Below are 13,817 nucleotides of genomic sequence, written 5' to 3'. Positions count from 1 at the left end.
CCCACAGCCCGTCACAACTGATCAGGAATTTCGGCGGCCTAAGGTCGTTGACGTGGCAGTGGACATCTCTTTGAACCCACCGCAGCCCCGTCCGAGCGCTGCGGCCCTGCGGCGTGCGCTGCGCCGGGCCGCCGACGGTGCCGTGCTGGACGCGACCGAGGCCGCGGTGCTGCTGCACGCGCGCGGGGAGGACCTGGACGCGCTGCTGGCCGCGGCCGGGCGGGTGCGGGACGCGCACCTGCTCGCCGAGGGGCGGCCGGGGGTCGTCACGTACAGCCGGTCGGTGTTCATCCCGCTGACCAGGTTGTGCCGGGACCGGTGCCACTACTGCACGTTCGCCACCGTGCCGCACAAGCTGCCCGCCGCGTTCCTGGAGCGCGACGAGGTGCTGGCGATCGCGCGCGCGGGAGCCGAGCAGGGCTGCAAGGAAGCGCTCTTCACGCTCGGCGACCGGCCGGAGGACCGGTGGCCGGCCGCGAAGGAGTGGCTGGAGGCGCGCGGCTACGAGTCCACTTTGGACTACGTGCGGGCCAGCGCCATCGCGGTGCTGGAGGAGACGGGGCTGCTGCCGCACCTCAACCCCGGCGTGCTGAGCTGGGAGGAGCTGCAGCGGCTGCGTCCCGTGGCCTCCAGCATGGGGATGATGCTGGAGACCACCGCGGAACGGCTGTGGAGCGAGAAGGGCGGCCCGCACCACGGCAGCCCGGACAAGGACCCCGCGGTCCGGCTGCGCGTGCTCACCGACGCGGGCCGGGTGAACGTGCCGTTCACGACCGGCATCCTGATCGGCATCGGCGAGAACCTGACCGAGCGCGCGGAGTCGTTGCTCGCCATGCGGCAGATCGCCAAGCAGTACGGGCACATCCAGGAAGTCATCATCCAGAACTTCCGCGCCAAGCCGGACACGGCGATGCGCGGCATGCCCGACGCCGACCTCACCGAGCTCGCCGCGACGATCGCCGTCGCGCGCCTGGTGATGCCGTCGACCGTGAGCGTGCAGGCACCGCCGAACCTGGTCGGCGGGGAGTTCGGCCTCATGCTGCGCGCGGGCGTCGACGACTGGGGCGGCGTCTCGCCGGTCACGCCCGACCACGTCAACCCGGAGAAGCCGTGGCCGCAGGTCGACGAGCTCGCCGGCATCACGCGTGCCGCCGGTTTCTCCTTGCGGGAACGGCTGAACGTCTACCCGCGCTACGTCCGCGCGACCGCCGGGCAGTGGATCGACACCCGGCTCACCGCCCACGTCTCCGCGCTGGCGCTGGAGAACGGGCTCGCGAACCCGGACGCCGAGGTCGCCGGCCGCGAGTGGCAGGAACCGGACGGCGGTCTCGACACCTACGGCCGCGCCGACCTCAACACCGCGATCGACACCGAGGGCCGCACCGGCGACCGGCGCGGCGACTTCGACGAGGTCTACGGCGACTGGGACGAGCTCAAGGTTCCCGTTGCCCCGCAACGACTTCCCGAAGACGTCCAACGTGGACTGAAGATCGCGGCGGACGACCCGGCCGCGCTGCTCGGCGACACCGACGCCGCCATGGCGCTGCTGACCGCCGACGGCGACGCGCTGGAGCACCTCGTCCGGCTCGCCGACGAGCTGCGCCGCGAGGTGGTCGGCGACGACGTCACCTACGTGGTCAACCGCAACATCAACTTCTCGAACGTCTGCTACGTCGGCTGCCGCTTCTGCGCCTTCGCGCAACGCGAGCGCGACGCCGACGCGTTCCGGCTCTCGGCGGAGGAGGTGGCCGACCGCGCGCAGGAGGCGTGGGACGCGGGCGCCACCGAGGTCTGCATGCAGGGCGGCATCGACCCCAAGCTGCCGGTCACCTACTACGCCGACGTCGTCCGCGCGATCAAGAAGCGGCTGCCGGACATGCACGTGCACGCGTTCAGCCCGATGGAGATCGTCTCCGCCGCGGCCAAGGCGGGCGTGAGCGTGCGCGAGTGGCTGACCGAGCTCAAGCAGGCCGGGCTCGACACCATCCCCGGCACGGCGGCCGAGATCCTCGACGACGACGTGCGCTGGGTGCTGACCAAGGGCAAGCTGCCGACCGCGACCTGGCTCGACGTCGTCGGCACCGCCCACGAGCTGGGCATCCGCTCGTCGAGCACGATGATGTACGGCCACGTCGACCACCCCGGCCACTGGCTCAGCCACTTCCGGGTGCTGGCGCAGCTGCAGGACCGCACCGGCGGGCTCACCGAGTTCGTCGCGCTGCCGTTCGTGCACCGCAACGCCCCCATCTACCTGGCGGGGGTCGCCCGGCCCGGCCCCACCCGCCGCGACAACCGGGCCGTGCACGCCTTCGCCCGGCTGGCACTGCACGGCCGCGTCGACAACATCCAGTGCTCCTGGGTCAAGCTCGGCGACGAGGGCACCGCGGAGATCCTCAACGGCGGCGCCAACGACCTCGGCGGCACGTTGATGGAGGAGACGATCAGCCGCATGGCCGGGTCCGAACACGGGTCGGCGCGCACTGTGCGTGAGCTCAACACCATGGCTTCACTAGCAGGGCGTAACGCCCGTCAGCGAACTACGACATATGGGCGAGTGCGATCCGATCACCGGTGACCGATAGTCTGACTTGGCGCATGGACGCTACCGGTCCTCGGTAGCTTGGCGGCCAATCAGTCAGCAAGGTTCACCCGTTCCGGGGTGGTCTGTGCTTTGGGGAGGCTCGGCAAGTGCAAGGCGTGAGTTTTGTACTGAGCGCTGCTGTTGAGAGCAGTGTCTCGGGCACCGCTGCGGGTCCAGTCGGTCTGATCGCGGTCACGGCGGGCGTCGGTGGTCTGGTGTACGGCTTCGTGAAGCAGCGCCGCAAGCCGGCGGTGGTGTCGGCGCAGAACCAGCGCGTCGACCTGGTCCAGCAGGACACCCCGCTGAGCTGATTTCCCCGGTCTGAGAAGATTTCTCCCGTGTCCACGGAGAACGCACCCGCACAGCCCGTTCGTCGGCCGCGTGTCCTGTCCGGCATCCAGCCCACGGCAGGCTCGTTCCACCTCGGCAACTACCTGGGTGCGGTGCGGCAGTGGGTGGCCCTGCAGGAGGACCACGACGCGTTCTACTGCGTCGTCGACCTGCACGCCATCACCGTGGAGCAGAACCCCAAGGAGCTGCGGCAGAACACCCGCGTCTCGGCGGCCCAGCTGCTCGCGCTGGGCATCGACCCGGACCGCGCGACGCTGTTCGTCCAGTCCCACGTCCCCGAGCACGCCCAGCTCGGCTGGGTCATGCAGTGCCTCACCGGCTTCGGCGAGGCCTCGCGGATGACCCAGTTCAAGGACAAGTCCGCACGTCAGGAAGCCGCCGTCGGCGTCGGCCTCTTCACCTACCCGATCCTGCAGGCCGCGGACATCCTGCTGTACCAGGCGCACTACGTGCCGGTCGGCGAGGACCAGCGCCAGCACCTGGAGCTGACCCGCGACCTCGCGACCAGGTTCAACTCGCGCTACGGCAAGACCTTCCGCCTGCCGGAGGCGTACATCGTCAAGGACACGGCCAAGATCTACGACCTGCAGGACCCGACCGCGAAGATGAGCAAGTCGGTCCCCGGCGGCGTCGTCGAGCTGCTGGAGGACCCGAAGCGGTCCGCGAAGAAGATCCGCTCGGCCGTCACCGACACCGGCCGCGAGATCGTCTTCGACGTCGAGAACAAGCCGGGCGTCTCCAACCTGCTCACCATCTTCTCGGCGCTGACCGGCCGCACGGTCGAGTCGCTGGTCGCCGACTACGACGGCAAGGGCTACGGCGACCTGAAGAAGGACCTCGGCGAGGTCTTCACCGAGTGGGTCACGCCGGTGCAGGACCGCGTCCGCACGTACCTCGACGACGTGGCCGGCCTGGACAAGATCCTCGCCACCGGCGCCGAGCGCGCCCGCGACGTCGCCGCCGGCACGCTGCGCCGCACGTACGAGAAGATCGGCTTCGTTCTGCCCGAGTAGTGCGCTTGCACTAGCGTCCTACCCGTGGACAAGTGGCGGCAGAAGTACGCGTGGCTCGACCACATCATCCGCGCGTACGAGCGGTTCGACCAGCGGTACGGCACCCAGCACGCCGCGGCGGTCACGTACTTCAGCGTGCTCTCGCTCGTGCCGATCCTGATGATCGGCTTCGCCGTCGCCGGTTTCGTGCTGCAGTCGCAGCCCGACTTGCTCGCGTCGCTGCGCGCCAGCATCGCCGAGGCCGTGCCGGACCAGCAGCTGCGCACCCAGATCAACGAGGCCGTCGACACCGCCCTGGAGTCGAAGGGCACCGTCGGCATCATCGGTCTGCTCGGCGCCGCCTACTCCGGTCTCGGCTGGATGAGCAACCTCCGCGACGCGCTGACCGCGCAGTGGGGTCAGGCCAAGGGCGACCTGCCGTTCCTGGGAACGCTGTGGCGGGACCTCCTGTCGCTGGTCGGGCTCGGGCTGGCGATCGTGCTGTCCTTCGGCATCACGGCCGCGGGCTCCGGGTTCGCCGAGCAGGTCCTGAAGTGGCTGGGGTTCGAGGACGCCGGCTGGGCGCACGTGCTGCTGCGGATCGGCACGATCGTGCTGTCGCTGCTCGCGAACTGGATGGTGTTCCTGTGGGTGCTCGCGCGCCTGCCCCGCAAGCCCGTGGGCTGGCGGAGCGCCGTGCGCGGCGCGCTGGCGGCCGCGATCGGCTTCGAGGTGCTCAAGCAGGCCGCCACGATCTTCCTGTCGTTCACGACGAAGTCGCCGACCTCGGCCGCGTTCGGGTCGGTCATCGGCGTGCTCGTGTTCGCGAACCTCGTGGCGCAGTTCATGTTGTTCATCACCGCGTGGACGGCGACCGCGAAGGAGAACCGGGAGCCCGAGGTCGTGCAGGCCCCGGCTCCCGCGGTGATCTCGCCGGTCGTGTCGGTGCGGCCGGGGCCCTCTCCTTCGCTGATGGTCGGGGTCGGCGCCGTGCTCGGCGCGCTGGTGGGACTGAGGTGGAAGAGGCGGTAGCCGCTCACCACCCCCGCGGCGCGGCCCGGTCGTCCGGCGCGATCCGCACCGCAGGCCGAGGCCGGGCCCCGGCGGCCTCGTAGGCCCGTCTCAGCTCAGTCGCCACCTGGTCCGGGTGCGTTCTCAACCGCGCCGGCAGCGTCTGCACGACGAGAATCCCCGCCGCCGCGTACCTCGTGTTGCGGGCGAGCGTGCGCTCGTAGTCGCGAGCTCCGCAGTGGAACGCGCGCGAGTCGATCTCCCAGGCCAGTGCCACGTCGTCGAACCACGCGTCCGGTCTGCCGACGACCTGGCCGCGCGCGTCGACGACGGTGGCGTTCCAGTGCGGGGTGGTCAGGCGGATGCGGCGGGAGAGGCGGCGGGCGTCCCGTTCGGCCACCGACTCGGCCCGGCCCAGGTCGGCGAGGACCGAGCGGACCAGCTTCGCGCCGAAGCGGTGGGTGCGGGCCTCCTCGCGGAGGGCCTCCGGGGTGCAGCGGCCCCTCTGGATCGCGGCGGCGACCAGGGCCGTCACCTCGTCCGCCGACCGGAGCTGACGGCAGGCGTCCACGACCGCGCGGGCCGGGCGCACCAGGGGGAAGCCGTCGACGGTCGTGGTCGGCGGCATCGGGGACGCGCGTTCGACGACCAGCCGGCCGCTGCCGCGGACCGGGGCCGGTGCGAGCAGGTGGAGCTCGCGGCCGCGGGCGGGCAGGCCGTGGCGGCGGCAGGCCTCCGCCCCCGTCACGGCGGCACCGGGGCCCGCGCGCAGCAGGGCCGCCGTGAGGTGCTGGTCCTGGGTGGGCGGGCCGTTGTGCAGCAGCACGACACCGGGGTACATGCGCTGCCACGGCCCGCCCGAGGCGCACCGGTGCCAGGGGTTCGAGACGCCCAGGGACTTCAGGGTCGCGGTGGTGATGACGCCGAGGTCGCTGCGTTCGCGCAGCTGGTCGATTCGCACGTCACCAGTGTGACGAGGACCACCGACAGTTCCGGAGCGGTCAGCGCCGGGCGGGCCTGGTGCGGTTCAGCAGGAGCAGGAGCGCGCCGGCGAGGAGCAGCAGCGTGCCCAGTGCGGCCAGCCAGCCGGTCGAGGCGCCGGTGGAGGCCAGGTGGCCCTCGTCGTGGCGCGGTGGCGCGGCGACGGGCTTGGTGGTCGTGGCCGGCGGCGTCGTCGCGTTCGTGGCGGACGTCGTCGTGGTGACCGGCGTTGTCGTCGTCACCGGCGTCGTGGTCGTGACCGGTGTCGTGGTGGTGCTGGACGTGTCGGTGGTGCTGGTCGTGCTCGACGGGGTGGTGGTCGTCGTCGAGTCCGTGGTCGACGTCGTCGTGGACGTCGTCGAGCCGGTCGTGGTGGTCGTCGAGCCCGTGGTCGTGGTCGTCGAACCGGTCGTCGTGGTCGAGCCGGTCGTCGTGGTCGTCGAACCGGTGGTCGTGGAGTCCGTGGTCGTGGTGGTCGCACCGGTGGTCGTCGTGGTCGAGCCGGTGGTGGTGGTCGTGCAGTCGGTCGTGGTCGTCGTGGGGGTCGTCGTGGTCGTCGACGGCTTGGTCCACGAGGTCTTGGTCGTGGGTTCGCCTCTTTCCACGGGGGCGAGGCGTTCCTGCGGGCACCACGAGGCGGCGCACACCTGGCCGTCGCCGGAGGCGGAGGCCTCCGGCGACGCGCCGTGCAGTCCGGCGAACGTCAGCACCGCGCCCGCGGTGAGCACACCGATGTAGGCGATACGAGACATGCCCGCGATCGTGTCGCCGCCCACATCGGGCCGCGCGTGATCTGGGACAACGTCACCCGCGAGTGAGCAGGACTTCCCTCGATCAGGTCCAGAAGACCGCGATGCCCACGTTCAGCACGACCAGCGAGGCGGCGGTCGGCAGCAGCCAGGACGGGGCCTTGGGCTTGTTGACGGTGATCGCGACGACCACCGCGATGGCGACGACGACGGCCAGCTTCACGCCGATCTTGACGTGGTCGTACTTCACCGAGTCGACGAGCGGGTCGATGCCGACCAGCGCCAGGCCGGTGAGCAGCTGCAGGGCGGCGCCGTGCAGCCAGCCCTTGTTCACCGGGGCGTCCTTGCCGGCCCTCGCCTGCAACATGATCATCGCGACGAGCATGCCCATGCCCAGCAGGTGCAGGAAGACCAGCACCAGGCGTACGAACTCCACAGCGTTTCCCTATCGACGTCGGGTGGCGAGGAAACCCCGCACGCCCAGCACGCCGATGACGGTGCCGAAGACGAGCGAGGCGATCACGAGCACGAGGTGCACCGTGAAGAACGGGGTCGGTCCGTCGCTGAACGAACGCGGGTCGTTCCAGATGTTCTTCAGGAACGTGGGCCAGATCACCCACGACCACACTCCGAAAGCCACCAGGAAGAGTGACATCGGGCGCGAGAGCTTCACGGCGACCAGTATCGGACGTGGTGCGTGCAAGACGTTGAACGGGGGTGGATAGCCTGGGGGCGTGCCCTTCACCCATCGGCTCATCGTCGCCCTGGTCCTCGCCCTGGCCACAGCCGCGTTCGCCGCACCGACCGGCACGGCACAGCAGAACCTCGCCGCCCAGTGCGCCAACCGCGAGACCCCGCCCCCGCCCGTGGACACCTCCGAGCAGCCGGCGCCCGGTCAGAAGGCCCCCGCACCGCTCGAGGTGCCCGAGAAGCCGATCGGTGGTGACCGGCTCGGCGAATGCGGCCTGATCCTCCCGCCGAACTCGGCGCAGCCCCCGAGCGGCAACACCGCGGCCTCCTGGCTGCTGGCCGACATGGACAGCGGCGCCGTCATCGCCGCGTACGACCCGCACGGCCGCCAGCGCCCCGCGAGCGTCATGAAGGTCCTGCTCGCGCTCGTCGTGGCCAAGGAGCTGCGCGGCGACATGGTGGTGACCGCCTCCGCGGAGGACACGCAGCAGGAGTGCACGTGCGTCGGCCTGCGCGACGGCGGCCAGTACACCGTCCGCCAGCTGCTGCACGGCCTGCTGCTCACCTCCGGCAACGACGTCGCGCACACCCTCGCCCGCCAGCTCGGCGGCGTGCCGAGGGCGCTGGGCAAGATGAACGCCATGGCCCGCGAGCTCGGCGCCCTGGACACCCGCGCGGTCACGCCGTCCGGTCTGGACGGCCCCGGCACCAGCACGTCGGCCTACGACGTCGCCCTGATCTTCCGCGGCGCCATGAAGTACGACGAGTTCGCCAGCGCCATAAAGCTGAAGCAGTCGCAGTTCCCCGGCCGCAACGGGGGCACGATCATGCTGACCAACGACAACCGCCTCCTCTCGAACTACGAGGGCGCGATCGGCGGCAAGACCGGCTTCACCGACGACTCCCAGCACACCTACGTGGGTGCCGCGGAACGCAACGGCCGCCGCCTCGTCGTCGTGCTGCTGCGCGGCCAGCAGACGCCGACCCCGATCACCACCCAGGCCTCGAAGCTGCTCGACTACGGCTTCGCGATGGGCCCCGGCGGCGTCGGCAAGCTCGTGGACGGCGCCCCGCAGCCCAAGCCGAGGGTGACCTCCACCCAGAACGCCGACGCGGACGCCGTGGCGGCACCCGGTGACAGCGCCAACGGCCGCCCGGCCCCGACCATGTTCGGCACCGTCGGCCTCCCCATCACGGCCGCCGCCGGCGTGGGCCTGCTGGCCGCCGTGTTCCTCTACCTCCGCAACAAGAGGGCCAAGGCGGCACGGGCACGCCGCCAGGCCGCCCAGGCCGCACAGGGCTTCTGAGAGCGTTCTCCCACGAGGGCCCCGGCGCACACCGCGCCGGGGCCCTCGTCGTCGGCACACCGGGTGCAACGACACGGCGCCGCGTCCCCGAGGGGAACGCGGCGCCGTCGTCGAACGGGGGAGATCAGGTGCGCTTGAACAGCAGCGCGCGCTTCACTTCCTGGATCGCCTTGGTGACCTGGATGCCACGCGGGCAGGCGTCCGTGCAGTTGAACGTGGTGCGGCAGCGCCACACGCCGTCGACGTCGTTGAGGATGTCGAGCCGCTCCTCCGCACCCTCGTCCCGCGAGTCGAAGATGAAGCGGTGCGCGTTGACGATCGCGGCGGGACCGAAGTACGAGCCCTCCGTCCAGTACACCGGGCACGAGGTCGTGCAGCAGGCGCACAGGATGCACTTGGTGGTGTCGTCGAAGCGCTCGCGGTCGGCGACCGACTGGATCCGCTCCCGCGTCGGCTCGTTGCCGTAGGTCACGAGGTACGGCTTGACGGCGCGGAAGGCCTCGAAGAACGGCTCCATGTCGACGAGCAGGTCCTTGTTCACCGGCAGGCCCTTGATGGGCTCGATGGTGATGGTGCTCTGCTTGTCCTTCAGCAGCAGGTCCTTCAGCAGGACCTTGCACGCCAGGCGGTTCACGCCGTTGATGCGCATGGCGTCCGAACCGCAGATGCCGTGCGCGCAGGAGCGGCGGAACGTCAGCGTGCCGTCCACGTACCACTTGATGTGGTGCAGCAGGTTCAGCACGCGGTCCGACGGCAGCGCGGGGATGTCGAACGAGTCCCAGCGGGGCTCGTCGTCGACCTCCGGGTTGAAGCGCCGGATCTTGACGGTGACCGTGACAGCGCCGTCCGGAACCGGCGGCTGGGAGCCGCGCGAGCCAGCAGTGGTTTCAGCGGTGGCGGTCATCAGTACTTGCGCTCCATCGGCTTGTACCGGGTAAAGGTCACGGGCTTGTAGTCCAGCCGGATGTCCGCGGCCAGGCCCTCGCCCTGCTTGTAGAACATGCTGTGGCGCATGAAGTTCGTGTCGTCGCGGTTCGGGTAGTCCTCGCGCGCGTGACCGCCGCGGGACTCCTTGCGCGCGAGCGCGCCCACCACGAGCACCTCGGCCAGCTCCAGCAGGAAGCCGAGCTCGACGGCCTCCAGCAGGTCGGTGTTGAAGCGCTTGCCCTTGTCCTGCACCTGGATGTGCGCGTAGCGCTCCTTCAGGGCCTGGACGTCGTGCAGCGCCGTCTTCAGCGTGTCCTCGGTGCGGTAGACGGACGCGTTGGCGTCCATCGTGGCCTGCAGCTCGGTGCGGATGTCCGCCACCCGCTCCTGGCCGTGCTCCGACAGCGCCAGGGCGACCTGGGCCTCGACGGCGGCGGCCGGGTTCTCCGGCAGCTCGACGTGCGACTCGCGGGAGAGCGCGTACTCGGCTGCGGCGATGCCGGCGCGGCGGCCGAAGACGTTGATGTCCAGCAGCGAGTTCGTGCCGAGGCGGTTCGCGCCGTGCACGGAGACGCAGGCGCACTCGCCGGCGGCGTAGAGGCCGGGGACGACGTTGTCGTTGTCCCGCAGCACCTCGCCGTGGATGTTCGTCGGGATGCCGCCCATCGCGTAGTGCGCGGTCGGGTAGACCGGGACGGGCTCGACGACCGGGTCGACCGCGAGGTAGGTGCGGGCGAACTCGGTGATGTCCGGCAGCTTCGTCTCCAGGACCTCGGCACCGAGGTGCGTGCAGTCCAGCAGCACGTAGTCCTTGTTCGGGCCGGCGCCACGGCCTTCGAGCACCTCGAGGGCCATCGAGCGGGCCACGATGTCGCGCGGCGCCAGGTCCTTGATGGTCGGGGCGTAGCGCTCCATGAACCGCTCACCAGAGGCGTTGCGCAGGATCGCGCCCTCGCCGCGGGCACCCTCGGTCAGCAGGATGCCGAGACCGGCCAGGCCGGTCGGGTGGAACTGGTAGAACTCCATGTCCTCCAGGGGCAGGCCCTTGCGGAAGACGATGCCCATGCCGTCACCGGTCAGCGTGTGGGCGTTCGACGTGGTCTTGAAGACCTTGCCGAAGCCACCGGTCGCGAACACGACGGACTTGGCCTGGAAGACGTGGATCTCGCCGGTCGCCAGCTCGTACGCGACGGCACCGGTGCAGACCGGGCCGTTCTCCGTCTCGGTGAGGCAGATGTCGAGCACGTAGAACTCGTTGAAGAACTCGATGCCGTGCTTGACGCAGTTCTGGTACAGCGTCTGCAGGATCATGTGACCGGTGCGGTCCGCGGCGTAGCAGGCGCGGCGCACGGCGGCTTCACCGTGGTTGCGCGTGTGACCGCCGAACCGGCGCTGGTCGATCTTGCCCTCGGGCGTGCGGTTGAACGGCAGGCCCATCTTCTCGAGGTCGAGAACGGCGTCGATCGCCTCCTTCGCCATGATCTCGGCGGCGTCCTGGTCGACCAGGTAGTCGCCGCCCTTGATCGTGTCGAAGGTGTGCCACTCCCAGTTGTCCTCCTCGACGTTGGCGAGGGCGGCGCACATGCCGCCCTGGGCCGCGCCGGTGTGGGACCGGGTGGGGTAGAGCTTCGTCAGCACCGCGGTGCGGGCGCGCTGGCCGGACTCGATCGCCGCGCGCATACCGGCACCACCAGCGCCGATGATGACTACGTCGTACTTGTGGAACTGCATTGTGGTGGGCTCCCCGCGCGGGTCAGTTCGAGATGTTCGGGTCGAAGGTGAAGATCACGAACGTGCCGAGCGAGATGATCAGCACCATCGACACGTAGAGCAGCATCTTCAACCAGAACCGGGTGGAGTCCTTGCGCGCGTAGTCGTTGATGACCGTGCGCAGGCCGTTGCCGCCGTGGAGCTGAGCGAGCCACAGCATGGAGAGGTCCCAGAACTGCCAGAACGGGGACGACCAGCGGCCGGCGACGAAGGCGAAGTTGATCTTGTGGACGCCGCCGTCGAGGATGTTCATGATGAACAGGTGGCCCAGGACCAGGACCACGAGCAGCAGGCCGGACAGCCGCATGAACAGCCAGCTGCGGAGCTCGCCGTTGCCGCGGCGGGCCGCGGGGCGGCGCGGCGAGCGGGGCTTGTCGAGTGCGAGAGACATGTCAGTGACCCCCAACCAGGTCGGAGATCGTGCGCTCCATCATGAAGTAGAAGCCGGGGATCATCACGACGACCCAGACGGCCAGCACGACCCAGAGCATGACCCGCTGGTACTTGGCGCCCTTCTCCCAGAAGTCCACCAGCATGACCCGGATGCCGTTGAGCGCGTGGTAGAGCACCGCGCCGACCAGGCCGACCTCGAAGAGGTTCACGACCGGGTTCTTGTAGGTCTCGATCACCGCGTCGTACGCGTTCGGTGACACCCGCACGAGCGCGGTGTCGAGCACGTGGGTGAAGAGGAAGAAGAACGTGAGGACACCGGTGATCCGGTGGGCGACCCAGGACCACATGCCCAGATCACCGCGGTAGAGCGTCCCACCCCCTCGGGTGGTGCCCGACCGCTCGGGTGCGCCTGCGCTGGTCATGCGCCGCGGCCTCCAACGTCAGTGGTGGTGGTCGGCGAAACGGTTCATCCCGACCATGACCGGAAAATCGTAGTCCTGCACGTTGGGACGGACCCAGCAGGCGTACCCGCTCTGTGACTGACGAGACACGCTGTCGATCGGCCAAGCGGTCTTTATCGATACGGAAATGCGGTCCACGCCACAGCTACCGGCGAGTACGCCAGCTGGGCGGTGTGAAGCCGTAGCAGAAGTTTCACAGTTACCGGACCTCTCTTCGGGCCGCGCCACTGGGCCGTTGGGACGACGACCAAGGCCCGGAAGCGGCCGAAGCGGACTTTTCCGCCACGCGGCGAACACGGCTGATCACCACTCGTGCGGTCAAAGCGTCGAATGCGTAACCGATAGGGGTCTTTGTAGGTGCTGGCGGCAACGGGGTTGGTTACTAAGAGGTACGGTGCCGCGTCTAGGACCCAACAACGTCGTTGGGGAGGAACCTCAGGGAGGAGACGAGCCGTGCGTCGTCGTATGCGTGGTGTCGCGGTCGCCGCGATCGCGTTGACCAGCGTGATGACTATGGCCGCCTGCGCGAAGGACTCGGGTGGCGGAAGCAACAACTCGAGCGCTGGTACTGGTGCCGCCTGCGAGTTCGCCGCGGCTCCGCCCGCGCCCACCACCTCGAACACCAGCGCCGCCAACGGCGCCAAGGTGGATGCGAGCGCGCTGAAGATCGGTCTGGCCTACGACATCGGTGGCCGTGGCGACGCGTCGTTCAACGACTCCGCCGCCGCCGGTCTGGACAAGGCCATCTCGGACATGGGCGTGAAGAAGGAGAACACGCGCGAGCTGTCCGCCGCCCCGAACGAGGACGAGTCCGCCAAGCAGACCCGGCTGCGCCAGCTGGCCGCCGAGGGCTTCAGCCCGATCATCGGTGTCGGCTTCGCCTACGCCGAGTCGATGAAGCTCGTCGCCGCGGAGTTCCCGAACGTCAAGTTCTCGCTGGTCGACGGCTCCGTCGACGGTGCGGCCAACGTGACGCCGCTGCTGTTCGCCGAGCAGGAGGGTTCCTTCCTCGCCGGTGTCATCGCCGCGTACCAGAGCAAGAAGTGCCACGTGGGCTTCGTCGGCGGCGTCGAGATCCCGCTGATCCAGAAGTTCGAGGCCGGCTACTTCCAGGGTGCGCAGACCGCCGCCCCGAAGATCAAGGTCGAGAAGAAGTACATCACGCCCGCGGGTGACTTCACCGGCTTCCAGGACGCCCCGAAGGGCCAGGAAGCCGCGAAGGGCCAGATCGACAAGGGTGCGGACGTCATCTACCAGGCCGCCGGCGCGTCCGGCAAGGGCATCTTCTCCGCCGCCAAGCAGGCGGGCGTGCTGGCCATCGGCGTCGACTCCGACCAGTACAACCAGGCGACCGTCGCCGACACCAAGGACGTCATCGTGTCGTCCATGCTCAAGCGCGTCGACGTCGCGGTCTACGACTACATCGCCGCTGTCGCGAAGAACGACCTCGCGTCGCTGCCGAAGGTCTTCGACCTGAAGGTCGACGGCGTCGGTTACGCCACGACGGGTGGCAAGATCGACGCGAAGCTGCAGGGCATCCTCGAGGGCTACAAGGCCCAGATCATCGAGGGCAAGATCACGGTCAAGGACAAGCCGTAGTCCGG

General features: G+C 69.6%; 15 protein-coding genes. 7 read left to right on the top strand and 8 right to left on the bottom strand.

The genetic code is table 11. From position 1 onward, the window contains the following. The first annotated feature begins 52 nt into the window (after positions 1-52). The 4 genes from ACZ7CD_RS00320 to yhjD all read left to right on the top strand — a co-directional run bounded on the left by ACZ7CD_RS00320 (position 53) and on the right by yhjD (position 4,956). The gene (locus tag ACZ7CD_RS00320; RefSeq protein WP_360395961.1) at positions 53-2,575 is read left to right on the top strand and encodes a bifunctional FO biosynthesis protein CofGH; all 2,523 of its coding nucleotides are present in this window, start codon (positions 53-55) and stop codon (positions 2,573-2,575) included. Positions 2,576-2,697: 122 nt separating this feature from the next. Beyond that, on the top strand, positions 2,698-2,892 hold the full coding sequence (locus ACZ7CD_RS00315) for a hypothetical protein (RefSeq protein ID WP_360395962.1): 195 nt from the start codon (positions 2,698-2,700) through the stop codon (positions 2,890-2,892). A gap of 27 nt (positions 2,893-2,919) precedes the next feature. After that, positions 2,920-3,945, top strand: coding sequence for a tryptophan--tRNA ligase (gene trpS, locus ACZ7CD_RS00310; protein WP_458430248.1), 1,026 nt, complete (start codon positions 2,920-2,922; stop codon positions 3,943-3,945). A gap of 24 nt (positions 3,946-3,969) precedes the next feature. Further along, on the top strand, positions 3,970-4,956 hold the full coding sequence (gene yhjD / locus ACZ7CD_RS00305) for an inner membrane protein YhjD (RefSeq protein WP_458430249.1): 987 nt from the start codon (positions 3,970-3,972) through the stop codon (positions 4,954-4,956). 4 nt (positions 4,957-4,960) lie between these two features. Here the strand turns inward: yhjD and ACZ7CD_RS00300 are convergent, their stop codons facing one another. Beyond that, positions 4,961-5,896: a hypothetical protein gene (locus tag ACZ7CD_RS00300; protein WP_470378080.1), complete on the bottom strand. Its 936-nt coding sequence runs from the start codon at positions 5,894-5,896 to the stop codon at positions 4,961-4,963. Positions 5,897-5,936: 40 nt separating this feature from the next. After that, positions 5,937-6,158, bottom strand: a complete 222-nt coding sequence (locus tag ACZ7CD_RS00295; protein ID WP_458430251.1) for an LPXTG cell wall anchor domain-containing protein — start codon at positions 6,156-6,158, stop codon at positions 5,937-5,939. Here ACZ7CD_RS00295 and ACZ7CD_RS00290 point away from each other — a divergent pair. Continuing rightward, positions 6,136-6,654: a hypothetical protein gene (locus ACZ7CD_RS00290; protein WP_470378079.1), complete on the top strand. Its 519-nt coding sequence runs from the start codon at positions 6,136-6,138 to the stop codon at positions 6,652-6,654. The genes ACZ7CD_RS00295 and ACZ7CD_RS00290 overlap by 23 nt on opposite strands. A 96-nt stretch (positions 6,655-6,750) precedes the next feature. Here ACZ7CD_RS00290 and ACZ7CD_RS00285 read toward each other — a convergent pair whose 3' ends face one another. Continuing rightward, positions 6,751-7,101 (bottom strand): hypothetical protein, encoded by a 351-nt coding sequence (locus ACZ7CD_RS00285; protein ID WP_360395969.1) that lies wholly within the window; start codon positions 7,099-7,101, stop codon positions 6,751-6,753. Between the two features lie 9 nt (positions 7,102-7,110). Continuing rightward, positions 7,111-7,338 (bottom strand): SCO4848 family membrane protein, encoded by a 228-nt coding sequence (locus tag ACZ7CD_RS00280; RefSeq protein WP_053737542.1) that lies wholly within the window; start codon positions 7,336-7,338, stop codon positions 7,111-7,113. A 61-nt stretch (positions 7,339-7,399) separates the two neighbouring features. Here ACZ7CD_RS00280 and ACZ7CD_RS00275 point away from each other — a divergent pair, with 61 nt between their 5' ends. Further along, a complete protein-coding gene (locus tag ACZ7CD_RS00275; protein WP_360395971.1) occupies positions 7,400-8,662 on the top strand; it encodes a D-alanyl-D-alanine carboxypeptidase family protein in 1,263 nt (420 codons plus the stop codon). A 124-nt stretch (positions 8,663-8,786) separates the two neighbouring features. Here ACZ7CD_RS00275 and ACZ7CD_RS00270 read toward each other — a convergent pair whose 3' ends face one another. The 4 genes from ACZ7CD_RS00270 to sdhC are packed head-to-tail and all read right to left on the bottom strand — an operon-like array spanning position 8,787 to position 12,174. After that, positions 8,787-9,566, bottom strand: coding sequence for a succinate dehydrogenase iron-sulfur subunit (locus ACZ7CD_RS00270; protein WP_470378078.1), 780 nt, complete (start codon positions 9,564-9,566; stop codon positions 8,787-8,789). Further along, a complete protein-coding gene (gene sdhA / locus ACZ7CD_RS00265) occupies positions 9,566-11,320 on the bottom strand; it encodes a succinate dehydrogenase flavoprotein subunit (protein WP_360395975.1) in 1,755 nt (584 codons plus the stop codon). Before sdhA ends, ACZ7CD_RS00270 begins: the two co-directional genes overlap by 1 nt. Positions 11,321-11,342: 22 nt before the next feature. Then, the gene (locus tag ACZ7CD_RS00260) at positions 11,343-11,750 is read right to left on the bottom strand and encodes a succinate dehydrogenase hydrophobic membrane anchor subunit (protein WP_360395977.1); all 408 of its coding nucleotides are present in this window, start codon (positions 11,748-11,750) and stop codon (positions 11,343-11,345) included. A 1-nt stretch (position 11,751) separates the two neighbouring features. Then, positions 11,752-12,174 carry a succinate dehydrogenase, cytochrome b556 subunit gene (sdhC, locus tag ACZ7CD_RS00255; protein ID WP_053737536.1) on the bottom strand — a complete coding sequence of 141 codons (423 nt, stop codon included), beginning with the start codon at positions 12,172-12,174 and terminating at the stop codon, positions 11,752-11,754. Positions 12,175-12,678: 504 nt separating this feature from the next. Between sdhC and ACZ7CD_RS00250 the strand changes: the two genes are divergently transcribed. Next, a complete protein-coding gene (locus tag ACZ7CD_RS00250) occupies positions 12,679-13,812 on the top strand; it encodes a BMP family lipoprotein (RefSeq protein WP_360396071.1) in 1,134 nt (377 codons plus the stop codon). Positions 13,813-13,817: the final 5 nt, after the last annotated feature.

The sequence above is a fragment of the Lentzea sp. NPDC036949 genome (assembly GCF_055608075.1).
Note: the sequence above shows the minus strand (reverse complement) of the source record. Positions and strands in the feature narration are given on the sequence as shown.